17 protein-coding genes are annotated in these 23,436 nt (G+C 72.1%); 4 read left to right on the top strand and 13 right to left on the bottom strand.

The features are described from left to right. Nucleotides 1-8: 8 nt before the first annotated feature. The 3 genes from AB0Q90_RS34630 to AB0Q90_RS34640 all read right to left on the bottom strand — a co-directional run bounded on the left by AB0Q90_RS34630 (nt 9) and on the right by AB0Q90_RS34640 (nt 3,105). On the bottom strand, nt 9-689 hold the full coding sequence (locus AB0Q90_RS34630; protein WP_363161765.1) for an AIM24 family protein: 681 nt from the start codon (nt 687-689) through the stop codon (nt 9-11). Nucleotides 690-702: 13 nt separating this feature from the next. Further along, nucleotides 703-2,370, bottom strand: a complete 1,668-nt coding sequence (locus AB0Q90_RS34635) for a TerD family protein (RefSeq protein ID WP_363161766.1) — start codon at nt 2,368-2,370, stop codon at nt 703-705. 138 nt (nt 2,371-2,508) lie between these two features. Beyond that, nucleotides 2,509-3,105, bottom strand: coding sequence for a M48 family metallopeptidase (locus tag AB0Q90_RS34640; RefSeq protein ID WP_363161767.1), 597 nt, complete (start codon nt 3,103-3,105; stop codon nt 2,509-2,511). A 217-nt stretch (nt 3,106-3,322) separates the two neighbouring features. Between AB0Q90_RS34640 and AB0Q90_RS34645 the strand changes: the two genes are divergently transcribed. Both AB0Q90_RS34645 and AB0Q90_RS34650 read left to right on the top strand, forming a co-directional pair. Further along, entirely contained in the window at nt 3,323-4,537 is a 1,215-nt protein-coding gene (locus AB0Q90_RS34645; protein ID WP_363161768.1) for a TOMM precursor leader peptide-binding protein, read from the top strand. Further along, the gene (locus AB0Q90_RS34650; RefSeq protein ID WP_363161769.1) at nt 4,530-5,897 is read left to right on the top strand and encodes an AarF/ABC1/UbiB kinase family protein; all 1,368 of its coding nucleotides are present in this window, start codon (nt 4,530-4,532) and stop codon (nt 5,895-5,897) included. The genes AB0Q90_RS34645 and AB0Q90_RS34650 overlap by 8 nt, the downstream gene beginning before the upstream one ends. A gap of 3 nt (nt 5,898-5,900) precedes the next feature. On the opposite strand, the gene AB0Q90_RS34655 is transcribed toward AB0Q90_RS34650, so the two are convergent. The 5 genes from AB0Q90_RS34655 to AB0Q90_RS34675 all read right to left on the bottom strand — a co-directional run bounded on the left by AB0Q90_RS34655 (nt 5,901) and on the right by AB0Q90_RS34675 (nt 9,803). Then, nucleotides 5,901-6,110, bottom strand: coding sequence for a hypothetical protein (locus AB0Q90_RS34655; protein WP_363161770.1), 210 nt, complete (start codon nt 6,108-6,110; stop codon nt 5,901-5,903). Nucleotides 6,111-6,247: 137 nt separating this feature from the next. Then, on the bottom strand, nt 6,248-6,571 hold the full coding sequence (locus tag AB0Q90_RS34660; protein WP_363161771.1) for a hypothetical protein: 324 nt from the start codon (nt 6,569-6,571) through the stop codon (nt 6,248-6,250). After that, nucleotides 6,568-6,936, bottom strand: a complete 369-nt coding sequence (locus AB0Q90_RS34665) for a WhiB family transcriptional regulator (protein ID WP_005480495.1) — start codon at nt 6,934-6,936, stop codon at nt 6,568-6,570. Before AB0Q90_RS34665 ends, AB0Q90_RS34660 begins: the two co-directional genes overlap by 4 nt. A 175-nt stretch (nt 6,937-7,111) precedes the next feature. Continuing rightward, nucleotides 7,112-7,441 carry a hypothetical protein gene (locus tag AB0Q90_RS34670; RefSeq protein WP_363161772.1) on the bottom strand — a complete coding sequence of 110 codons (330 nt, stop codon included), beginning with the start codon at nt 7,439-7,441 and terminating at the stop codon, nt 7,112-7,114. A gap of 166 nt (nt 7,442-7,607) precedes the next feature. Then, nucleotides 7,608-9,803, bottom strand: a complete 2,196-nt coding sequence (locus AB0Q90_RS34675) for an ATP-dependent DNA helicase UvrD2 (RefSeq protein ID WP_363161773.1) — start codon at nt 9,801-9,803, stop codon at nt 7,608-7,610. Nucleotides 9,804-9,987: 184 nt separating this feature from the next. Between AB0Q90_RS34675 and AB0Q90_RS34680 the strand changes: the two genes are divergently transcribed. Then, a complete protein-coding gene (locus AB0Q90_RS34680) occupies nt 9,988-10,230 on the top strand; it encodes a mycoredoxin (protein ID WP_363161774.1) in 243 nt (80 codons plus the stop codon). Between the two features lie 67 nt (nt 10,231-10,297). On the opposite strand, the gene nudC is transcribed toward AB0Q90_RS34680, so the two are convergent. From nudC to AB0Q90_RS34705, 5 genes are all read right to left on the bottom strand, one after another. Then, a complete protein-coding gene (gene nudC, locus AB0Q90_RS34685) occupies nt 10,298-11,239 on the bottom strand; it encodes an NAD(+) diphosphatase (protein WP_363161775.1) in 942 nt (313 codons plus the stop codon). A 153-nt stretch (nt 11,240-11,392) separates the two neighbouring features. Further along, a complete protein-coding gene (locus AB0Q90_RS34690) occupies nt 11,393-12,805 on the bottom strand; it encodes a dipeptidase (protein ID WP_363161776.1) in 1,413 nt (470 codons plus the stop codon). Nucleotides 12,806-12,815: 10 nt separating this feature from the next. Further along, the gene (locus AB0Q90_RS34695; protein ID WP_363161777.1) at nt 12,816-16,382 is read right to left on the bottom strand and encodes an ATP-dependent DNA helicase; all 3,567 of its coding nucleotides are present in this window, start codon (nt 16,380-16,382) and stop codon (nt 12,816-12,818) included. A gap of 91 nt (nt 16,383-16,473) precedes the next feature. After that, a complete protein-coding gene (locus AB0Q90_RS34700) occupies nt 16,474-19,818 on the bottom strand; it encodes an ATP-dependent DNA helicase (RefSeq protein ID WP_363161778.1) in 3,345 nt (1,114 codons plus the stop codon). A 257-nt stretch (nt 19,819-20,075) separates the two neighbouring features. After that, on the bottom strand, nt 20,076-20,462 hold the full coding sequence (locus AB0Q90_RS34705) for an MGMT family protein (protein WP_363161779.1): 387 nt from the start codon (nt 20,460-20,462) through the stop codon (nt 20,076-20,078). Between the two features lie 186 nt (nt 20,463-20,648). Here AB0Q90_RS34705 and AB0Q90_RS34710 point away from each other — a divergent pair, with 186 nt between their 5' ends. After that, entirely contained in the window at nt 20,649-23,396 is a 2,748-nt protein-coding gene (locus tag AB0Q90_RS34710; protein ID WP_363161780.1) for a lysylphosphatidylglycerol synthase transmembrane domain-containing protein, read from the top strand. The last annotated feature ends 40 nt before the right edge of the window (nt 23,397-23,436 follow it).

Here is a 23,436-nt window from a genome sequence, read left to right on the forward strand (position 1 = left end):
GCTCCCCCTCAGCCCCGAACCCGGAGGCGGTCGGTGCTGTCCTCGCTGGGCTGGACGACGACGATGCCCTGTCCTGAGAAGGCCATCTGGTAGGCCTCACCGCTGCCGCGGCCGATCAGCGACTGCGCCTTGAAGCTGCGCTTGCCCTTCACCTTGAGGTTCGGGGACCAGGCGACGAGCGCGTCGGGGTCGACGTACGTCTCGTTCTCGCCGCCGCCGCAGTCGACGACGATCGGCTTGCCCCGGGAGGTCAGCGCGACCCAGCCCTGCCCGGAGATCTTGGTGTTCCACAGGCCCTGTCCGGCGAACTTGGCCATGCCCTTCACCCGCTCGGCGCCCCACGTGAGGTGCGCGTCGAAGGCGAGCAGGTTGGTGGCGTTGACGGAGATCCCGTCGCCGTTGAGGTTGATCACGACGACGTTCGCACCGTAGTCGGCGAGGTAGAGCAGTCCGTCGCCGGAGCACTTCATCAGGGGCGCGCCCTCACCGGTCATCCAGTCCTTGGCGATCTGGCGCACGGCCGGCGGGTTGGGCTCGTACTGGACGAACCCCTCGTAGGCGACCATCGACCCCACGCGCGCGAGGAGGTCGTTCCCGGTCTGCATGGCGACCTTCAGCATGTGGTTGCCGTGGTTCTCCATGCGGGCGGTCACGGGAGCGGGAGCGTAGCCCGCGAGCGGCTGGTTCATGACGGGCTCTCCCTCAGATCTCGTACGGCTGGACGACGATGAAGTTGCCGGGCGCGGCCCGGAACTGCAGGTTCACGCTCTCGCCGGTGTCGCCGGGGTAGGCGTTGCGGCGCATGCGGACCTGGCTGGAGACGACCACCTGGGCGGCGGACGACCAGGCGACCACGGCGTTGGCGTCGGCGAACGTCGTGGGCGTGACCGGCAGGACCACGGGCGTGCCGTGCGTCTTGACGACGATCGTGCCGGTGCCGGTGAACTGCATCGTGAACAGCGCGCCGCCGGGGATGCCGTGGCCCTCGATACGGCGGACCTCGTACTGGAGGCTCTCGTCGAAGGCGAGGACGTTCTCGGCGGAGATGCAGATGCCGTCGCCCTGGAGCTCGATGGGGTGCAGCATCGTGGAGTTCTCAGCGAGGAACACCTGGCCGTAGCCCGTGCAGCGCATCAGCTGCATCTCCTGGCCGGTCGCGTTGCCGACGATCCGGCCGGCGAACCCGGCGCCCTTGTAGCTGAAGTCGACCTTGCCCTGGTAGAGCACCATGCTGCCCTGCCGGGCCAGCACGGCCTGCCCGCCGACGCTGAGGTCGACGCGGACCATCTTCTTGTTCTGCGGCGTCCAGCGCTGCCCGGCGGGCGTCTCCTTGAACTGCTGGAGCGCGGCCGCCACACCGGGGGCCTGCGGTGCGCCCTGAGGGGCACCCTGCGGCGCACCGTAAGGGGCGGCCTGTTGGCCCGGGACCTGCCCGTAGGGAGGCTGCTGGCCGTAGCCGGGCGGCGCGGGCGGTGCCTGAGGAGCGTGCGGCGCCTGAGGCTGGCCGTAGCCGGGGGGCATCGGGGCGCTGGGGGCGGGCGGCTGGCCGTACGGCGGCTGCGGCTGGGCCGGCTGGCCGTAGGGCGCGGGCGCCGGGGCGGGCGGCGGGGCCTGGGTGCCACCGGGCGGGGTCATGGGAGCGATGATGGTCGGCGCGGCGTGCACCGAGGGCGCGGGCGCCGGGGCCGGGGGCGGCGTGGCTCCCGGCGGGGGCGCGAAGCCCTGCGGGGCGGGCGCCGGAGCCGGTGCGGGAGCCGGAGCTGCCGGGGCCCCGAAGGCGGGCGCCGCGAAGCCCGGGGCGGCACCGGCCTGCGGCTGCTGCTGCGGCGCGGGGGCTTCCTCCTCCATGACCTCGCCGCCGAAGTTCTTCAACAGCGCGTCCAGCCCGCCGTCGAAGCCCTGTCCGACCGCGGCGAACCGCCAGACGTCCTTGAGATAGAAGTCGCCCAGCATCACGGCGCGCTCGGTGGAGAACTCCGAACCGTTGAACGCGTAGCGGGCCACCTCCTCGCCGCCGGCGACGATGCGGATGTATCCGGGGCCCACCTGCGACATCTGTCCGGCGCCGTCGATCGTCGCCGTGAACGACAACTTCTGGATCTGCGGCGGGATCCGGTCCAGCGTGACCCGGAACGACTCCGTGTCGCCGGCCTGGGCGCCGAGGAGCTGAACGGACTCCTCGGGGGACTTCGGCTGGTTGAAGAAGACGAAGTAGCGGTCGTCGGAGAGCCGTTCGTCGGCGTCGAGACCGAAGCAGCTGATGTCGAAGGTCAGCCCGGGGCCGGAGATCTGCACACCTACGTACAGATCCGTGCCCGCGGTGAGGTCACTGATCCTGGCCTTGTGGCCGCGTTGGAATTCCCTGGCCATGCGTAACGACCGTCCCCCATCCCGAATATGAGTGCGTCGCGCAAGGCTAACGGCAAACTCGGACACCGGACGAAGTCGGTACACAGCCGGTACAGAACAGGAGCCCCGCTGTACCGGAAGCTCCTCTTCCAGGAACGGTCACTCTCCGCGCGCGCCGGGCAGATGGGGCAACCTGTCGGCGGCGACCACACCTTCGAGGTAACCCCGGGCCCGCTCGGTCCGCGGGTACGCCTCCAACAGGCGCCAGAAGCGGGGGCCGTGGCCGGGCACCAGCAGATGCGCGAGCTCGTGGAGGAGGACGTAGTCGACGACGTACTCGGGCATGCCCTGGAGGCGGTGCGAGAGCCGGATGCTGCCCTCGGCCGGGGTGCACGAGCCCCAGCGCGTGTTCTGGTTGGTGACCCAGCGGACCGACGCGGCCCGGGCACGACCGCCGAAGTACTGGGCCGACAGCCGCTCCGCACGCTCCGCCAACTCGGTGTCGCCGAGCACCCGCTTGCTCTCCTGGGCGGCCAGCTTGTCGAGCATGACGCTCACCCAGCGCTGCTCCTCCGCCTCGGACATCCGGGCGGGGATGAGCACGACAGTGCGATCGCCCTCGCGGTACGCGGAGACCGTCCTGCGTCGACGGGCGCTCCTGCGCACCTCGATCGCGCTCGCCCCCGGACTGCTCGGCGGCGGGCTCGTCGTGCTGCGCTGTGGCGTTCCGGCGCGGTGCAGTGGGTCGACGGACACGCCCCGACGTTACCCGCTGCACACGCGGGAAGTCCCGAGTCCGGGACGGTTCGGCACTGATCCCCCGCCATGCGTTGGATTTGTACGACGAACACCCGCCGCCTGTGGACAACTTTCGGCGCCGGGCCGCGGATCCCGGCATGCTGGCTCTCGTCGGCGGAGCTACGACCGAGCCCACCGGCACACGAGGACGAACCATGACGTACGGGGGCCTGTCATGCATCCGATGGTGAAGCCCGCGCTCCGGCGCGGCTGGCGCGATCTCAACACCGTGCAGTTCGGGATGACTCCCGCGCACGCGATGACGCTCGGCCCGATGGACACGGCCACGGGCAGCTTCCTCGACCTGCTCAACGGCACCCGCGGCCTGGAGCTGCTGCGCGCGGAGGGGCGCCGCATGCATCTGCCCGACGGCCATGTCGACGGGCTGGTGCAGCGGCTGACGCGGGCCGGACTGCTCGACGACGCGCGAGGGGGCGGCCCGGGCGCGGCCGACCTGCGGGAGAAGAAGGAGGTCCTGGACCGGCTCCGCCCCGATCTGGCCTCACTCTCCCTGACCGCATCCGAGCCGGGCGAGGCCATGCGCCGACTGACCGCCCGCCGGTCCTTGCACGTGCAGGTGAGAGGCGCCGGCCGGGTGGGCGCGCTGCTGGCCTCCGTGCTGTCGGGCGCGGGGGTCGCTGAGGTCGACGTATGCGACGGCGGTCGCGTCGAGCCATGGGACGTGGCGCCCGGAGGGCTGTCCGCCGAGGCGGTCGGCGACCGGCGGGACGAAGCCGCCCGCCGGGCCGTGCGCCGGGCGGCACCGGACCGGCCGACGCGCCGCGGGCACCGGTCGCCGCCGGACACCGGCAGCCCGGGTCACTCCCTGGTGATCCTCGCCCCACGGGACGACGTCGCCGTGCACGCACCCGCCCCGTCCGCCGCCGACCCGCTGATCGCCTCCGGTACGCCGCATCTGTACGCCGGCGTGGTGGAGGGAACCGGCGTCGTCGGTCCACTCGTCCTGCCCGGCGAGACGAGCTGCGCGGGCTGTCTGGACGAAGGGCGTACCGACCGGGATCCGGCCTGGCCCCGCATGATCACTCAGTGGCGCTCGGGCGGACGGCGTCAGGTGCCGTCCTGTGATCTGGCGCTGGCCACGACGGTCGCGGGGCTGGCGGCCGCGCACGCGCTGGCGTTCCTCGACGGCCAAACACCGTCGAGCGCCGGCGCCCGCTGGGAGGTGTCCCTGCCCGGTCTGACCTGGCATGCGCGTCCGGTCCGGCCGCATCCCGCATGCCCGTGCGGGGCCGCGGAGAAAGGTAAGGAGGAACACACCGCCAAGCAGGGGGAGGCACACGAGACAATGGCGGTGCAACGGCCGTCGAGTAAGTCACGCCGTCAGGCAGACACGGCGCGGCCGGCTGGGACCTGGAGGGCGCATGTCTGATCTTCCCCGGAAAGCGGTCACCCGTACCGCCAAACTCGCCGCGCTCCCGCTCGGCTTCGCCGGACGGGCGACCTGGGGACTGGGCAAGCGGATCGTGGGCGAGTCCGCGGAGATCGTCAGCCGCGAGCTGCAGCAGCGCACCGCGGAGCAGATGTTCAAAGTGCTCGGCGAGCTCAAAGGCGGCGCGATGAAGTTCGGGCAGGCGCTGTCCGTCTTCGAGTCCGCACTGCCCGAGGAGGTCGCCGGCCCCTATCGTGCGGCGCTGACGAAACTGCAGGAGGCGGCCCCTCCGATGCCGACGCGCACCGTGCACGCGGTGCTCTCCGAGCGGCTCGGGGAGGACTGGCACGAGCTGTTCCGCGAGTTCGACGACAAGCCCTCCGCGGCGGCTTCCATCGGCCAAGTGCACCGGGGCGTGTGGCACGACGGTCGCGAGGTGGCGGTCAAGGTCCAGTACCCGGGCGCCGGTGAGGCCCTGCTGTCCGACCTCAACCAATTGAGCCGGTTCGCCCGTCTGTTGGGGCCGCTGGTCCCCGGAATGGACATCAAGCCGCTGATCACGGAGCTCAAGGACCGCGTCTCCGAGGAGCTGGACTACGGGCTGGAGGCCCAGGCCCAGGGGGTGCACGCGCAGGAGTTCGCGGGCGACCCGGACTTCGTGGTTCCCGACGTGGTCCATCAGTGCGAGCAGGTCCTGGTCACCGAGTGGATCGGCGGCATCCCGCTGTCGGAGATCATCGCCGACGGCACACCGGAGCAGCGCAACCGGGCCGGGCAGCTCCTGGCGCGCTTCCTCTTCTCCGGCCCGGCCCGCACCGGCCTGCTGCACGCCGACCCGCACCCGGGCAACTTCCGTCTCCTGCCCGGCGAGCCGGACGGTGAGGACGACTGGCGTCTGGGCGTCCTGGACTTCGGCACGGTCGACCGCCTCCCGGGCGGCCTGCCGACACCCATCGGCGAATCTCTGCGGATGACCCTCGACGGGGAGGCGGAAGAGGTCTACGAGCTGCTGTGCGCGGAGGGCTTCGTCAAGGAGTCCATAGAGCTGGACCCGGATGCCGTCCTCGACTACCTCCTGCCGATCATCGAGCCGGCTCAGGTCGACGAGTTCACCTTCAGCCGGGGCTGGATGCGCAGCCAGGCGGCCCGGGTCGCCGATCCCCGGTCTCCCGCCTACCAACTCGGCAAGCAGCTCAACCTGCCCCCTGCCTACCTTCTGATCCACCGGGTGACGCTGAGCACCATCGGCGTCCTGTGCCAGCTCGGCGCGACGGTTCGGCTGCGCGACGAGCTGGAGGACTGGCTGCCGGGCTTCGTGGCGGAGGAGGAGACGCCGGAGGAGTCGGTGGTGGAGGCATGAGCCCTACCACCAGGCCGAGTCCAACCGCCCCTCGATCGCCCTGAGGTTCTCCCGGGAGCAGGCGTCGCAGAAGTAGCGGCGGACGCCGTTCTCCATGGAGCAGACCCAGGTGGGCTGGGGGGCCTCGGCCTGGGTTCCGCAGCGGGCGCACACAAGGGGCTGCCGCTCCGCGCCGGAATCGCCGTTGTCACTGCCTCCGGGAAGACTCGTCACCCGGCGACGATATCGCCGCGGTCAGCGGTTGCGCGGGCACAACGCACCGCGGGGGCCGGTCCGTTCGGACGGACCGGCCCCCGCGTGGAGAGCTACTGCCTCCCGGTCGGGGAGGCCACCGCTTCAGGTGTGGTCGATTACTGCATGACCGCCATGGCGAGCGCGCGGCGGGCGCGCAGCGAGGCGCGCTCGGCGCGACGCTGCATACGGCGCGCGGTCACCAGGCGCATGGCCCGGCGTTCCCGCTCGGCCTCATGCAGGCGCTCGTGCATATGCGCACGTGCCAGGGCTTCTGGGATGAGTTGCATTTCGCGGGTCCTGTTCTGGCGCGAGTCGATCGCACCACTGGTGGTGAAGTCTTCAGGCGTGGTGCCTGCGTGCTCGTTGGTGGACGGCTTCATCGGGGCCTGCTTCTTGGGGTCGTGCGTGAGGGGGCGGTCGATCGTTCCTGCGGTGTTCATGCCGTGACCGGGTTCTTGCGCGGGCGACCACGCGGCCGCTTCCGGGCGACGACAACACCCTGGACGAACAGCTCGCCACCCCAGACGCCCCAGGGCTCACGCCGCTCCTTGGCGCCGGCGAGGCAGGCCTCCATCAGCGGGCAGGTGCGGCAGAGGGACTTGGCGTACTCCACGTCCGCCGGCGACTCGGCGAAGAAGACCTCCGGGTCGTAGGAACGGCAGGGGACGGGTACGCCGAGGTTCTCGATGGCGTCGTCGAGCGCGGTGAGCGCAGTGAGCGGGGTCAAGGTGGAGTCCTCCGTGAGGCCGGGCGGGGGGATCGTTTCGGAAGGCGGTACGGACGGGGCGTGCGCTTCGAGTTGCACGGTTGGTCTTCCTCGTCTGGTCGTTCCGGTCCTGTTGGACCGGGTGGCGGCTGGTACCGGGTTCTTTTCTTGTCCCGAGGCCCCTTCGCTCCGTTCTCCCGCTTGAGGGAAAACAGAAGGGCCGCGGATCCCGGATGGGGTTCCGCGGCCCTGAAGGCGCCGGCCTGATCGGCGATCAGGCTGGATCACTCCAGGGTTCTGGCCCACGGAAGGCCCACATCTGGTGGTGCTGCGTCGTCTGCTTCCGGAATCCGGCACCGGTCGCCGTAAAGGCATAGGCCTGGGCCTGTGCCGCTACTGCTGCTTCCAGTGCCTTGGTCGGTCGCTCATTCCGCTCGCGGACAGGGAGACCCGCGAGGGACAGGGAGGACTCCGGACGCACGGCACGAATGCCGGACAGACCGGTGCCCGGGTTCGAGACGCCGAGCATGCACAGGGAGGCGACGACCGAGCGATCGGTCATTTTCACGGTGCTGACGATGGAGCTGGTGTTGATGCTGATCACTGGACTCGCCTCCTCTCGGCGTATCGGGGGACTGGGGGTGAGCCAGTCCGGCGGGTATGCAAGTACAACACGGAATTGGGGCCTCCAGGAAGGCCTCCGTTCCCGTGCCTAAGAACCTATGGGGATTGCTGGGGCATGCGCAAACTATTTTTTCGACGAGTTCGTATCAGACCTCGTCTTCTTCTTCCTCGGGCTGCCGGCCTGCGCAGATGTCCAGGACTTCGGCTCCGTAGCGGTTGAGCTTGCGCAGGCCGACGCCCGGGATCCGGGCCAGCTCGTTCTCGTCGTCGGGCGTGGCCTCGGCGATCGCCATCAGTGTCTTGTCGGTGAAGACGCAGAAGGCCGGCTGCCCGCTGCGCTTCGCCTGGACCGCCCGCCACTCGCGCAGCCGCTCGTACAGGCCCTCGTCCATGTCGGAGGGGCAGTCCTCGCAGCGCATCAGTTTCATCTCGCCGGCGTCGGTGAGGGTGCGTCCGCAGACCCGGCAGCGGGCGGGGATGCGCTGAGTGCGGCGCGGCACGGCGCCGGGTCTGCTCGTGAAGCCGCGCTCGACGCCCCCCGCGCGGCCCGCGGCGGTACCGCCCGCCGTGCCGGTGGAGCCGGGGCGCAGCCCGTCGAGAAAGCGACTGGGGCGGCGGTTCGGGCGGCCGCCGGGTGCGCGGGCGAGGGACCAGGAGACGTGGAGGTGCCGGCGGGCACGGGTGACTCCGACGTAGAGAAGACGGCGCTCCTCCTCGATCTGCTCGTCGGTCTTTGCGTAGGTGATCGGCATCATGCCCTCGGCTACGCCGACCAGGAAGACGACGTCCCACTCCAGACCCTTGGCCGAGTGCAGGGAGGCGAGGGTGACGCCCTGGACGGTGGGGGCGTGCTGGGCATTGGCGCGCTCGTCGAGCTCCGCGACGAGGTCGCCGAGGGTGGCACCGGGTCTGGCCGCGGCGAAGTCCTGGGCGAGGTTGACCAGGGCGGCCAGCGACTCCCAGCGCTCTCTGACGGCGCCGGAGCCGGCCGGGGGCTGGGGCGTCCAGCCCTCCCCGGAGAGCACGGCACGCACCTGTGAGGGCAGGTCGACGGCGTCGTCGAGGAGGGAGTCGTTGCCGCCGAAGCGGGCTGCGCCGCGCAGTGCGATGCCGGCCTTGCGCACCTCGGGGCGGTCGAAGAAGCGCTCCGCACCCCGCAGCTGGTACGGGATACCGGCGTCGGCGAGGGCCTGTTCGTAGGTCTCGGACTGGGAGTTCGTGCGGAACAGGACGGCGATCTCGCTGGCCGGGATCCCTGAGTCCAGCAGTTCGCGGATACGGCGGGCGGCGCCCTCGGCCTCGGCGGGCTCGTCGGTGCACTCGGTGTAGACGGGCTCGGGTCCGGGGTCGCGCTGGGAGATCAGCTCCAGGCGGTGGTCGGCTGCCCGGCCGCGGGCCTGGGCGAGCAGGCCGTTGGCGAGGTGGACGACCTGGGGCGTGGAGCGGTAGTCGCGGACCAGCTTGACGACGGTGGCACCGGGGTGGCGGGTGCGGAAGTCGAGCAGATGGTCCGGGGTTGCTCCCGTGAACGAGTAGATCGTCTGGCTGGCGTCGCCGACCACGCACAGGTTGTCGCGCTCGCCGAGCCACAGTTCCAGCAGACGCTGCTGGAGGGGGCTGACGTCCTGGTACTCGTCGACCACGAAGTGCTGGTACTGGGAGCGGACCTGTTCGGCGATGTCGTGGCGGTCCTGGAGGATCGCCACGGTCAGCAGCAGGACGTCCTCGAAGTCGATGACGCCGCGCTCCCGCTTGAGGTCCTCGTAGGCGGAGTAGAGCTGGGCGATCTCGGCCGGGTCGCGGGGGACCTCCCGGCCGGCCTTGGCGGCGGCGAGCTGGTAGTCGGCGGGGACGGTCTGGGTGACCTTGGACCATTCGATCTCGGCGGTGGTGTCCCGCAGCTCGCCCCGGTCCAGGCGGATGCGGCAGGCGGCGGCCGCGTCCGCGACGAGCTGGATCTTGCGGTCGACGAGCCGGGGCATGGAGCCACCGATCGCTTTCGGCCAGAAGTACTGGAGCTGTCGCAGGGCTGCCGAGTGGAACGTACGGGCCTGGACACCTCCGGCGCCGAGCTGGCGCAGCCGGCCGCGCATCTCTCCGGCGGCGCGGTTGGTGAAGGTGACGGCGAGCACGCTGGAGGGCTGGAGGATCCCGGCGCGCACTCCGTAGGCGATGCGGTGCGTGATCGCCCGTGTCTTGCCCGTGCCGGCTCCGGCCAGCACGCACACCGGACCGTGCAGGGCGGTGGCCACCTCGCGCTGCTCGGGGTCGAGCCCGTCGAGCACCGCGTCGGCCGAGTCCGGTACCTGCGGGAAGAGCGGGGAGTGCGTTGCTGCTGTCACATGGCCATGCTGCCAGGTCGCCGGAGACGGATGAGCCGGTTGTCCACAGGCAGGGCCTCGCAGTCGTACTAATGCGGCAGGCGTCACGTGGCCGGGCATACCCCGGGCGGGAATGGCCGCCCGATCGCATACGTTCCTTCTCAGGACGACCCCGTCCCCGAGCCACCAGAGGAGCGCGCGAGACATGCAGGGCACTGTGACGATGTACAGCACCACGTGGTGCGGCTACTGCCAGCGGCTGAAGAAGCAGCTGGAGCGCGAGGGCATCGCGTACACCGAGATCAACATCGAGCAGGACCCGGCGTCCGCGGCGTTCGTGGAGAAGGCGAATGGCGGAAACCAGACGGTCCCGACCGTGCTGTTCTCCGACGGTTCGACGCTCACGAACCCGTCGCTGGCTCAGGTGAAGCAGAAGATCGGCGTCTGACCGACGCGCAGAAACACGAAGAGGGTGGCCGCCCCGAGCCGGGGCGGGCACCCTCTTCGTATGCCGGTCAGACGCTGCGCGTCGGCAGCGGCTTGCCGTACCAGAGCTCGATGAGGCGGGCCGCGATCGAGATGCCGTAGGGCGGCAGCACCTCGCCCGAGTCGAAGGCGGCGCGCAGCTCGTCGCGGGAGAACCAGCGGGCCTCGTGGATCTCGTCACCGTCGACGTCGATGTCGGTCGAGGTGGCGCGGGCCATGAAACCCAGCATGAGGCTGGACGGGAAGGGCCAGGGCTGGCTGGCGACGTACTCGACCTGGCCGACGGTGACGCCCGCCTCCTCGAAGACCTCGCGGCGTACGGCCTGCTCGATGGACTCGCCGGGCTCGACGAAGCCGGCGAGCGTGGAGAAGCGGCCTTCCGGCCAGTGGACCTGGCGGCCCAGCAGGATGCGGTCGTCCTCGTCGGTGACGGCCATGATCACGGCTGGGTCGGTCCGCGGGTAGTGCTCGCCTCCACAGGCCGGACAGCGGCGGATGTGGCCGGCCGCGGCGATGACGGTGCGTTCGCCACAGCGGGAGCAGAAGCGGTGGGTGCGCTGCCAGTTCTCCAGGCCGACCGCGTGCACCATCAGGCCGGCGTCGCGCGGCGACAGCAGCAGGCCCGCCTCGCGCAGGCCCGCCGGGCGCGCGGACTGGTCGATACGGCCGGGCAGGGCGTCCTTCTGGAGGGCGAAGTAGCTGATGCCGTCCTCGTCGATGCCGAGGAAGTAGCGGTGCGCCTCGGTGAGGGGGGCCTCGAAGGACGGGGTCATGACGAGTTCGGTACGGCCGTCCGCCGTCTCGTCGATGAGGACCTGGCCGCCGGAAACCACGAAGCAGCGGGTCGTGGGGTGGCTCCATGCCGCCGCCAGCCAGGCCTCGTCGAGGCGGTGGTGGGCGGCGCGGTCGATGCCGCTCGGGGCCGTGAGCGAGATGGGGCGGTCGGCGGTGTGGTCGGTCCAGGTGGTCACGGGTGCTTCCAACTCCCCCGGTGGAACGGTTGGTTTCGGCAGGCGGTTCAGCGGGACGTGGGACGGGAGGGGACCGGGTCCGGCGGGGCGGGGTAAGGGGCGGCCCTTCCAGTGTGCCCCGCGCGCGGTACCGCTTCGGACGGTTCGGGGTGCTCAGGGTGCATGGCGCCAGTTCTCCGCGAGGTCGCCCCACAGGTACGCGGTGGTCTCGACGCCCTTGAGCAGGAGATCGAGCTCGACCTTCTCGTTCGGGGCGTGCCAGCCGTCGGAGGGGACCGAGATGCCCAGGAAGAGCACCGGAGCGCCGAGGACGTCCTGAAGGTCGGCGGCCGGTCCCGAGCCGCCCTCACGGGTGTAGCGAACGGGCTGTTCGAAGGCGCGGCCCATGGCGCGGACGACGGACTGCAGGGCCGGGTGGTCCAGCGGCGTCAGGCACGGGCGCGTGCCCGCCGAGAACGCGATCTCGCAGCGGATACCGGCGGGCACCTGCTCGGCGGCCCAGGCGCGGACCACCTCCTCGGTGTGCTGCAGGTCCTGACCCGCGACCAGCCGGAAGGAGAGCTTCACCACGGCGGAGGACGGGATGATCGTCTTGCTGCCCGGGCCCTGGTAGCCGCCGCCGATGCCGTTGACCTCGGCGGTCGGGCGGGCCCAGATGCGCTCCAGGGTGGTGTGCCCGGCCTCGCCGTGGGTGGCGTAGGACTTGGCGGTGCGCAGCCACTGCCGTTCGTCGAAGGGCAGCTCGGCGAAGAGCTCCCGCTCGCGGTCGGTGAGTTCGACGATGCCGTCGTAGAAGCCGGGGATCGCCACGCGTGCGTGCTCGTCGTGCAGGGCGGCGACGAGGCGGGCGGCGACGGCGGCCGGGTTGGGCACGGCGCCGCCGAACGAACCGGAGTGGATGTCCTGGTCGGGTCCGTACAGCTGGATCTCGCACTCGGCGAGGCCGCGCATGCCGGTGCACACCGTCGGGGTGTCCTCGGACCACATGCCGGTGTCGGAGACGATCACGGCGTCGGCGGCGAGCCGGTCCGCGTGCTCCTCGACGAGCGCGCGGAAGTTCGGGGAGCCGGACTCCTCCTCGCCCTCGACGATGAGCTTCAGGTTGACGGCCGGGGTGGTGCGGCCGGTGGTGGCGAGGTGGGCGCGGACGCCGAGTGTGTGGAAGAACACCTGGCCCTTGTCGTCGGCCGCCCCGCGCGCGTAGAGGCGGTTGTCCCGGACGACGGGCTCGAAGGGGTCGCTGTCCCAGCCGTCCTCGCGGGCGGCGGGCTGCACGTCGTGGTGGCCGTAGACCAGGACCGTGGGGGCCTCCGGGTCGCCGGAGGGCCACTCGGCGAAGACGGCCGGGGCGCCGGGCGTCTGCCAGACCTCGACGGTCGGGAAACCGGTCTCCTTGAGTGCGGCGGCGAGCCAGTCGGCGCTGCGGTGCACATCGGGCGCGTGGTCGGGCTGGGCCGACACGGAGGGGATACGCAGCCATGCGGCGAGGTCGTCGAGGAAGACGGCGCGGTGCTGTTCGACGTACGTACGGACGGCGCTGACGTCGCTGTCAACGGGATGGCTCATGGTCACGAGCCTATCGGCCCGCACCGACATCCTTGTTGGGCGGTTCGTCACACTGCGGCTCCCCGGTGAGCAGCCGCTCCAGTGCGGCACGGTCCGGGAGGTCCTCCGGCCGCACGACCTCACCGCTGCGCACGTACAGGAACGCGGCGGTGACCGACTCCAGGGGCACGTTCTGCTGCTCTGCCCAGGCAAGCCGGTACACGGCCAGCTGGAGCGGGTCGGCGCTGCGGGTGCGGCTGGTCTTCCAGTCGACGATCTCGTACGTCGCCGTCTCGCCGTCGCCTTCCTTGTAGACGGCGTCGATGCGGCCCCGCACGACGCGGCCGGCGATCGCGAGCTGGAAGGGGGCTTCCACGCGGTACGGGGTGCGCTGGGCGTAGGTCGTGCGTTCGAAGGCGTCCTTGAGGGCCTCCAGGTCGCGTTCGTCGGCGATCTCGGCCTCGCTGCCGGGCAGTTCCTCCGGCTCCAGCATGGGCAGGGTGAGCTCTTCGAAGCGGGCCTCGACCCAGGCGTGGAATCGGGTGCCCTGGCGGGCGGCGGGCTGCGGCGGGCGGGGCATGGGGCGCGCCAGCTCCTGGGCCAGGCCGTCCGGGTCGTCGGCGAGGCGCATCAGCTGGGACGCCGTCAGGGAGGCGGGCAGGGGTACGTCGGTGACGCCTGCGCGGGCGCGCAGGAGCTCGCCGGTGAGCGCGTCCAGGTCGCGGTCCCAGGAGGCGATGGTGCGGGCCTCCTCCGGGGTGAGGCGGGTGTGGTGGGAGGTGCTGGGGCGGCGGGTGAGCTCGGGTTGCGGCTCTGGCTCCGAGGGGTGGGCGCGTGGGGCGTCCGGCTCGGGCGGTGCCGCCTGGTGCGGGACGGTCGGACGGTCCGTGGTCCATGAGTCCCAGTCGGCCTGGTCGTCCGCCCGGTCGTCCTCGAAGGGGTGGTCGAACGGGTCGTCGAGGGGCACGTCGTCCGCGAAGGGATCCTCGTCGGGAGCGTCGTGGCGGGCTTCGTCGTCGTCCGGCGGTGGGGGCCAGTCCGGGTCGTCGTAGCGGTCCGGGTCGTGGGTGGCGGCGGGGTGGCCGTCCTCGTGGGAGGCGAGGCCCTCCAGGTGGGCGAGGACCGTCTCGGCGGCTGCCCGGCGTCGCGTCAGCGCCGCGTCATCCAGGGGCAGGGGCCAGACCTGGTCGACGGTCGCCGCGTGGAGGGCCGGGTTCTCCTCGTCCTCGGCGGGCTCGTCCGCCCAGGCCTCGATCTCGCCGTGCCCGGCCGCGCAGTGGTCGTGCAGGGCCTGGAGGAAGCCGGAGGGGCCACGCGGCTTCTTCTGGCTGGGGCCCCACCAGTGGCCCGAGCCGAGGAGCAGGGAGCGCGGGCGGGTGAAGGTGACATAGCCGAGGCGGAGTTCCTCGGTGTGCTGGTGGTCCTTCATGGCCTCGTGGAAGGCCTTCAGGCCCCGCGAGTCCCAGGCCGCGACGTCGGGCAGGGTGTCGGTGTCGCCGCGCAGTTCGTGCGGCAGCACCTTGCCCTGGGAGGTCCACTTCTCGCGGCCCTGGCTGCTGGGGAAGGTGCCGGTGACCAGCCCGGGAACGGCGACGACGTCCCACTCCAGGCCCTTGGACTTGTGGGCGGTGAGGACCTTCACGGTGTTCTCGCCGCCGGGGAGGGCGTTGTCGAGGCCCTTCTCGTACTGGGCGGCCGTACGCAGGAAGCCCAGGAAGGCCAGCAGGGTCGCCTCGCCGTCGCCGGCGGCGAACGAGGCGGCGACGTCCAGGAAGTTCGACAGAGTCTCGCGGCGACGGGCGGCCAGGGCATGCGGGGACGCCGACAGTTCGACCTCCAGGCCGGTGACGGCGAGGACGCGGTGCAGGACGTCCATCAGGGGGTCGGACAGGGAGCGGCGCAGGTCGCGCAGTTCGGCGGCCAGGCGCGCGAACCGCACGCGCGCGTCCGACGAGAAGGGCAGCCCGTCGTCGTCCCCGGCGCCGTCGAGCGGGGTCTCCAGGAACGTGTCGAGGGCGTCCGCCAGCGATATCACCTCGGCGGGGTCGACCCCCTCGACCGCCTCGGCGAGCCGGCGGTCCGGGTCGTCGTCGCCGTCCACGCGCGCGTGGGACACGAGCAGGCGGGCGCGGCGCCCCAGGAGGGCGAGGTCGCGCGGGCCGATGCGCCAGCGCGGGCCGGTCAGGACGCGGACCAGGGAGGCGTTGGCGCCGGGGTCCTGGAGGACCTCGCACACGGCGACGAGGTCGGCGATCTCCGGCAGGTGCAGCAGCCCGGACAGGCCGACCACCTCGACCGGGATGTCCCGGGCCACCAGCGCGCCCTGGATCTCGGCGAAGTCGGTGGCCGTACGGCACAGGACGGCGATCTCGCCGGGCGCCTTCCCGGTGTTCACCAGGTGGGCGATCGAGTCGGCGACCCAGTCGATCTCCTCGGCGTGGGTGCGCAGCAGGGCGCAGCGGACGGTGCCGTCATGTTCGGCGCCGGGCGCCGGGCGGAGGGCCTCCACGCCCGCGTGCATGGCGCGCAGGGGCTCCGCGAGGCCGTTGGCGAGGTCGAGGAGGCGGCCGCCGCTGCGGCGGTTCTCGCTGAGGGCCTGCCGGGTGGCGGGGCTGCCGTCGGCGTGGGCGAAGTGCTCGGGGAAGTCGTCGAGGTTGGCGACGGAGGCGCCGCGCCAGCCGTAGATCGCCTGGCAGGGGTCGCCGACGGCGGTCACCGGGTGGCCCGTGCCACCGCCGAACAGGCCCGCCAGCAGAATGCGCTGGGCCACCGAGGTGTCCTGGTACTCGTCGAGGAGGACCACGCGGAACTCGTCGCGCAGGACGCGTCCCACCTCGGGGATCCGGGCGAGCTGCGCGGACAGGGCGATCTGGTCGCCGAAGTCGAGCAGGTCGCGGTCACGTTTGGCGGCCCGGTAGCGGACCACCAGGTCGGCCAGTTCGCGGCGTGCGGCGGCCGTCTCGGGCACCTTGCGCAGATCGGCGTTGGTGAGCTTGGCGCCCTGGAGGGTGAGCAGGAGTTGCGCGTCGTACGCCCGCAGGGCCTCGGGACGTACGAGGTGTTCGGCGAGCTCGGCGTCGAGCGCGAGGAGGTCGCTGACCAGGTCGGCGAACGTGCGGGTCAGCGCCGGGTACGGGCCCGGGGCCTCGCGCAGCACGCGCGCGGCGAGCTGGTAGCGGGTGGCGTCGGCGAGCAGGCGTGCCGTCGGTTCCAGCCCGATGCGCAGGCCGTGGTCGGTCAGGAGTCGGCCCGCGAAGGCGTGGTAGGTGGAGATCACCGGCTCGCCCGGCGGGTTGTCCGGGTCGATGACGTCGGGGTCGGTGACGCCCGCCTTGATCAGCGCCTTGCGGACGCGCTCGGCGAGTTCACCGGCGGCCTTGTTGGTGAAGGTCAGGCCGAGGACCTGCTCGGGGGCGACCTGGCCGGTGCCGACCAGCCAGACCACGCGCGCGGCCATCACCGTGGTCTTGCCCGATCCGGCTCCGGCCACGATCACCTGCGGGGCGGGCGGCGCGGTGATGCAGTCCGTCTGCTCCGGGGTGAACGGGATGCCGAGGAGCTCCTTGAGCTGATCGGGATCGGTGATACGTGGCGGCACCTCAGAGAGGCTAGCGGCGGGCACTGACAGCGGATGCCGAATCGGCTGTCGAGTTGGAAGAAGCGCTGGTCAGCACGGGTGGTGCCGTGCGTCACTCGACGACGTGACGCCCCTCGGGCCGCGCGCTGCACGACGCTCGGAAGGAGCAGTGCGCGCAGTGCTGACCGGCCGTCGGCGTGAAGCGCTCGTCGAGGACCTTGCCTGCGGCGGTGGCCAGCAGGTCGCCGACCCACTCGCCTTCGAGGGGCTCCTGGGCCTGCACCTTGGGCAGGGTCTCACCGCCGTCCCGCTTGGCGGCGCCCTGGCGCAGCTGGACCAGTTCGGCACCGCCGGGCTCCGGGCGCAGCCCGTCGAAGGCCTCGTCGACGGCGCCCTCACGGACGGCGAGCTGATACACGGCGAGCTGCGGGTGCCGGGCCACCTCCGCGGCGCTCGGTGCCTGCTTGCCGGTCTTGAAGTCGACGACGTAGGCGCGTCCCTCGCCGTCCGCCTCGACGCGGTCCATCTGGCCGCGGATGCGCACCTCGTAGTCGCCCGCTTCGAGGGTGACGTCGAAGTCGTGCTCGCTGGCGACCGGGGTGCGGCCGGTGCGGTCGGTGACGTGCCACTTCAGGAAGCGTTCGAGCGCCGCGCGCGCGTTCTCCTTCTCCTGCGCCGACTTCCACGGCGCGTCGAAGGCGAGCGCGTTCCACACGGAGTCGAGGCGCTCCATGAGGACGGCGAGGTCGGCCGGGGTGTGCCCGGAGGCGACCTCGTCGGCGAGGACGTGCACGACGTTGCCGAAGCCCTGGGCGACGGTCGCGGGCGCGTCGGCCTTCACCTCGCGGCCCAGGAACCACTGGAGGGCGCAGGTGTTGGCGAGCTGGTCGAGTGCGCTGCCGGAGAGCACGACGGGCTGGTCGCGGTCGCGCAGCGGCACCTTGCTCTCGGTCGGCTCGAACATGCCCCACCAGCGGTAGGGGTGGGCGGAGGGGACCAGGGGGCGGCCTTCCTCGTCGGCGAGTGCGGCGAGCCGGGCCAGGCGGCGGGCGGCGGCCTCCCTCAGGGCATCGGACACGCGCGGGTCGACCGTGGTGGCGCGCAGCTCGGCGACGAGCGCCGCGACCGACAGGGGGCGCCGCGGCCGTCCCGTGACGTCCTTCGGTTCGACGCCGAGTTCGGCCAGGAACCGGGAGGGCTGGTCGCCGTCGTCCGCGGGGGCCTTCACGGCGGTCACGACGAGGCGTTCACGCGCGCGCGTGGCGGCGACGTAGAACAGACGGCGCTCCTCGGCGAGCAGAGCTCCAGGCGTGAGTGGTTCGGCGAGTCCGTCGCGGCCGATCCGGTCGGCCTCCAGGAGGGAGCCGCGTCGGCGCAGGTCGGGCCACAGGCCCTCCTGAGTGCCCGCGACGACGACGAGGCGCCACTCCAGGCCCTTTGAGCGGTGCGCGGTCATCAGGCGGACCGCGTCGGGGCGCACGGCACGCCGGGTGAGGGTGTCGGCGGCGATGTCCTCGGCCTCGATCTCCTCCAGGAAGTTCAGGGCGCCGCGGCCACCGGTGCGCTCCTCGGCGCGGGCCGCGGTCGCGAACAGCGCGCAGACGGCGTCCAGGTCACGGTCCGCGTTGCGGCCCGCCGCGCCGCCGCGCCGGGCGGCGCGCTCCAGGCGCGTGGGCCACGGTGTGCCCTCCCACAGGTCCCACAGCGCCTCCTCGGCCGTGCCGCCGCCCGCGAGGCGCTCACGGGCCTTGCGCAGCAGCGCACCGAGCCGCTGGGCGCCACGCGCGTACGTGGGGTCGTGCGCGACCAGCCGCTCCGGCTCGGCCAGCGCGCGTGCGAGCAGTTCGTCCGAGGGCGGCGGCAGGGCGACGCCGGCGGCCCGTTCCTCGTCGCGCAGGGCACGGCCGAGGCGGCGCAGGTCGGCGGCGTCCATGCCCGCGAGGGGGGAGGCGAGGAGGGTGAAGGCGGTTTCGGTGTCGAGCCAGCAGGGGGGTGCGTCCGGTTCGGCGGCGAGGGACGGCTCGTCCTCGACGGCGGCGGCGTCCGCCGCATCGCCTCCCCCCGCCTCCGCCGTAGCCACGGCTCGCAGCGCCGTCAGCAGCGGTGCCACCGCCGGTTCGTGCCGCAGCGGCAGGTCGTCGCCGTCGATGTCCAGGGGGACGCCGGCTGCCGTGAGGGCGCGGCGGACCGTGGGGATCGTGCGGGAGCCGGCGCGTACGAGGACGGCCATCTCGCGCCAGGGGACACCGTCCTCCAGGTGTGCCCTGCGCAGGATGTCGGCGATGTTGTCCAGCTCCGTGCCGGGCGTGGGGTACGTGTACACCTCGACGCGGCCCCCCTCGCGGACGGGCGTGAGCTCCCGGTGGGCGCGGACCTTGTCTGCGGGCAGACGGGTCAGCGGCATCCGCTGGGTGAGCAGCCGGGTCGCGGCGAGCAGCGCGGCACCGGAGCGGCGGGACGTCCGCAGGACCGCGACAGGGGCGGGACGGCCGTCCGCGCGCGGGAATTCGCGCGGGAACTCCAGGATGCCGTTCACGTCGGCTCCCCGGAACGCGTAGATCGACTGGTCGGGGTCGCCGAAGGCGACGAGGGTGCGGCCCCCGCCGGCGAGCGTGTGCAGCAGCCGTACCTGGGCGGGGTCGGTGTCCTGGTACTCGTCGACGAGGATGACGTCGTACTGGGCGGCGAGCTGTCGGGCGACCTCGGGGCGACGGGCGAGGAGGACCGCGCGGTGGACCAGTTCGGCGTAGTCGAGCACGCCCTGGAGGTCGAGGACGTCGAGGTACTCGGCGAGGAAGGCGGCCGCGGCCCGCCAGTCGGGTCGGCCGATCCGACGGGCGAAGGCGTCCAGGGCAGCGGGGTCCAGGCCCAGTTCGCGGCTGCGGGCGAGGACCGCGCGGACCTCGTCGGCGAAGCCGCGGGTCGTCAGGCAGGCGCGCAGTTCGTCGGGCCAGCGCACGTGCGCGAGGCCGAGCCGCTCCAGGTCCGGCTGACCGGCGAGGAGTTCGCGTACGGCCACGTCCTGCTCGGGGCCCGAGAGCAGCCGCAGTGGTTCCACGAACAGGTCGCTGTCCTGGTGGGCACGGACCAGGGCGTAGCAGAACGAGTGGAAGGTGGTCGCCTGGGGCGCGCGTGCCGCCCCTATGCGCAGTGCCATGCGGTCGCGCAGTTCGACGGCCGCCTTGCGGCTGAACGTCAGCACCAGCACGCGCGCGGGGTCCACTCCGCGGGCGATCCGCTGCGCCACGGACTCGACCAGTGTGGTGGTCTTTCCGGTGCCCGGACCTGCGAGAACGAGCAGCGGCCCGCTGCCGTGGTCAACCACGGAGCGCTGTGCGGCGTCCAGACGAGGGGGATCCATGCGGGCCGGCGGGGTACGGACCAGTCGGTAAGCGCCACGACTCCCCTGCCGCACCTGGGGGTGCGGCAGGCGTCCGGTGGAGGAAGAGGAGCTCACGTGGTTCGCCGGTCCTGGAGGGTGTGCTGGTTGACTGGCCACCGCGCGTGGAGGGCGGTGACGGCGGGGTGACGGGGACACGTGCAGCCGACGCTACGCCGACGGACCGGGCGGAAGCAGGACTTCCGGTTCATCCCTCGGGGCTCTCGTGGAACATGCGTCCCTCGCCTCACGAACGTACGTCATGCCACGGACGTGCCCCTGTTCCCCCGTACGGATCACAGGCCCCACCGAGGCCCGTGCGATGGCGGAAGCTGTCAGGTGTGACCTTCCGCGCGCCCTTCGCCGTCCCATCGAGCCCGCCTCATGTCGAGGCGCGGCAGATGCCCCTCGGCCGCTCGGCTCGCCTCCTTCAGAGGCGTGGCCTCGGCGCGGTAGTGACCAAGAGCACGCAGTTCGTGCCCGGGGAGCAGCACGCCGTCCGCGCGGACGACACGCCACCACGGAACGGCTCCCCCGTACAGCGCCATCACCCGGCCGACCTGTCGCGGGCCGCCCTCCCCCAGCCATTCGGCGACGTCCCCGTACGTCATGACGCGCCCCGGCGGGATCAGTTCGGCGACCTCAAGGACCCGCTCGGCGTACTCCGGCAGCGCGTCCGCGTACTCCGGGCGGGCGTCCTCCGGAAGGCTCTCCTCGCTCATCCGCCCCATCCTGCCGCACCCCACCGACAATGTGACGGGCTCGTGACCCTGCGTGGCCCTCGCCCCGGAGCGGCGCTTCCGGCAGACTGTGCGCCCCCGCATGTGCACCCTGACGCCCCCGCGCGTCGGTGGGGCATGCCACCATCGTGCGGGCGGTGACCGTTGATACGAGATCAAGAAGAGACGATGAAGCAGCAGGGTGTGCACCCCGAGGATGCGGAGAGCACCTCTGAGGCTTCGTCGCGCCCGGAAGGCGCCACGGGCGCCGACGGCACGGAGGTCACGGACGCGGTGGATGCCGGACGCAGTACCGCGCCCGATCCCGACGAGCTGCACACCGACGAGGTGGAGGGCGACGAACCGCTGCTCCCCGCGCGCGTGCACCGCCCGTCCGACCTGATGCGCCTCCTGGTGGGCGTGCTGGCCGTCGTCGTACTGCTGGCGATCGCCGCGTTCGCGCACGGCACGACCTCCGGCCTCGAGCAGGACATCAACAAGGGCACCGGCCAGGCACCCGACCTGCTCATCAAGATCGCCGGCCTGGCCTCCAGCATCGCGATCCTGCTGGTCCCCGTCGCCTTCGCCATCGAACGGCTGATCAAGCGCGACGGACTGCGCATCGCCGACGGCGTCCTGGCCGCCGTCCTTGCGCACGGAGTGACGCTCGCCACCGACCTGTGGGTCGCCAAGGCCGCTCCCGACTCCATCCAGGAGGCGCTCACCCAGCCCTCCCCCGGCGACATCAACGCCCTCACGGACCCGGTGCACGGCTATCTGGCCCCCGTCATCGCCTACATGACGGCCGTCGGCATGTCCCGCCGTCCGCGCTGGCGCGCGGTGCTATGGATCGTGCTGCTGCTCGACGCCTTCTCGATGCTCGTCACCGGGTACACCACCCCCTTCTCGATCATCCTGACGGTCCTGATCGGCTGGACGGTCGCCTACGGCACGCTCTACGCCGTCGGCTCCCCCAATGTCCGTCCGACCGGGCGGACGCTGATGGCGGGCCTGCGGACCGTCGGCTTCCACCCGGTGAGCGCGGCCCGGGAGGAGACCCCGGACCACACGGACACCGGCGATCGCGGCCGGCGCTACTTCGTCACCCTGGAGGACGGCCCGCCGCTGGACGTCACGGTCGTGGACCGCGAGCAGCAGGCGCAGGGCTTCTTCTACCGCGTGTGGCGCAATCTGACGCTCCGCGGCTTCGCCACCCGGCGCAGCCTCCAGTCCCTGCGCCAGGCCCTGGAACAGGAGGCGCTGCTCGCCTACGCGGCCATCGCGGCCGGCGCCAACGCGCCCAAGCTGATCGCCACCTCCGAGCTCGGCCCGGACGCCGTGATGCTGGTCTACGAGCACAGCGGCGGCCGCACACTGGACTCGCTCGCGGACGAGGAGATCACCGACGAGCTGCTGCACAACACCTGGCACCAGGTGCGGGCGCTGCAGTCCCGGCGCATCGCCCACCGCAGGCTCGCGGGTGACGCGATTCTGGTGGATCGTTCCGGCAGGGTGATCCTCACCGATCTGCGCGGCGGTGAGATCGCGGCCGGGGAGCTGCTGCTGCGCATGGACATCGCGCAGCTGGTGACGACACTCGGCCTCCGGGTGGGCGCCGAACGCGCCGTGGCCTCCGCGGTCGGCGTCCTCGGCCCCGACACCGTCGCCGACTGTCTGCCGATGCTCCAGCCCATCGCGTTGACGCGCTCCACGCGCGCGACGCTGCGCAGACTGGCCCGGGAGCGGGCGGAACGCGAACGCGAGGCGGTGCTGGAGGCCTCCCGGCTGGCCAAGCAGGCCCGCGCCGAGAGCGCGGCGGAGGACGTCACCAAGCCCGTACTCCTCGAAAAGCCCGGCAAGAAGGCCGTACGCGCGCAGGCGCGGGCCGAGAAGCGGGCCATCGACGAGGCGCTGGACGGGGCGCGCGAGGACGACCTGCTCACGCAGATTCGGCACGAGGTGCTGCGGATCAGGCCGCAGGCGCCGGTCGAGCCGGCCCGCCTGGAACGGGTGCGGCCGCGCACGCTGATCAGCTTCATCGCCGGCGCCATCGGCGCGTACTTCCTGCTGACGCAGCTCACCCACATCGAGTTCGGGCCGCTCGTCGCCAATGCCGAGTGGGGCTGGGTGGCAGCGGCCGTGCTGTTCTCGGCGGCCAGCTACTTCGCCGCGGCGATGGCTCTGCTGGGGTTCGTGCCGGAGCGGGTGCCGTTCCTGCGCACCGTGGCGGCGCAGGTCGCCGGCTCCTTCGTGAAGATCGTCGCGCCGGCCGCGGTGGGCGGCGTGGCCCTCAACACGCGGTTCCTGCAACGCGCGGGCGTGCGCCCGGGGCTCGCGGTGGCGAGCGTCGGCGCGTCCCAGCTGTTCGGCCTCGGCTGCCACATCCTGATGCTGCTGGCCTTCGGCTACCTGACCGGCACGGAGAAGACACCCTCGCTGTCGCCGTCCCGGACGGTCATCGCGGGCCTGCTGACGGTCGCGGTGCTCGTCCTCGTGGTGACCTCGGTGCCGTTCCTGCGGAAATTCCTCGTCACGCGCGTGAGGTCGCTGTTCGCGGGCGTCGTGCCGCGCATGCTCGACGTGCTGCAGCGCCCCCAGAAGCTGATCACCGGCATCGGCGGCATGCTGCTGCTGACGGCGTGCTTCGTGATGTGCCTGGACGCGTCGATCCGCGCGTTCGGCGACCCCGACACGTCGATCAGCATCGCCAGCGTCGCCGTCGTGTTCCTGGCGGGCAACGCGCTCGGTTCCGCGGCCCCGACCCCGGGCGGTGTCGGCGCGGTCGAGGCGACCCTGACGGTCGGTCTGATCGCCGTAGGCCTGCCCAGCGAGGTCGCCGCCCCGTCGGTGCTGCTGTTCCGGCTGCTGACCCTGTGGCTGCCCGTCCTGCCAGGCTGGCTGGCCTTCAACCACCTGACACGCAAGGGCGCGCTCTAGTACGACCCGGGCCGGGTCGTACCTCGTACGGCCCGTGCCC

Source organism: Streptomyces sp. NPDC079141, from assembly GCF_040686775.1.
GTDB lineage: Bacteria > Actinomycetota > Actinomycetes > Streptomycetales > Streptomycetaceae > Streptomyces.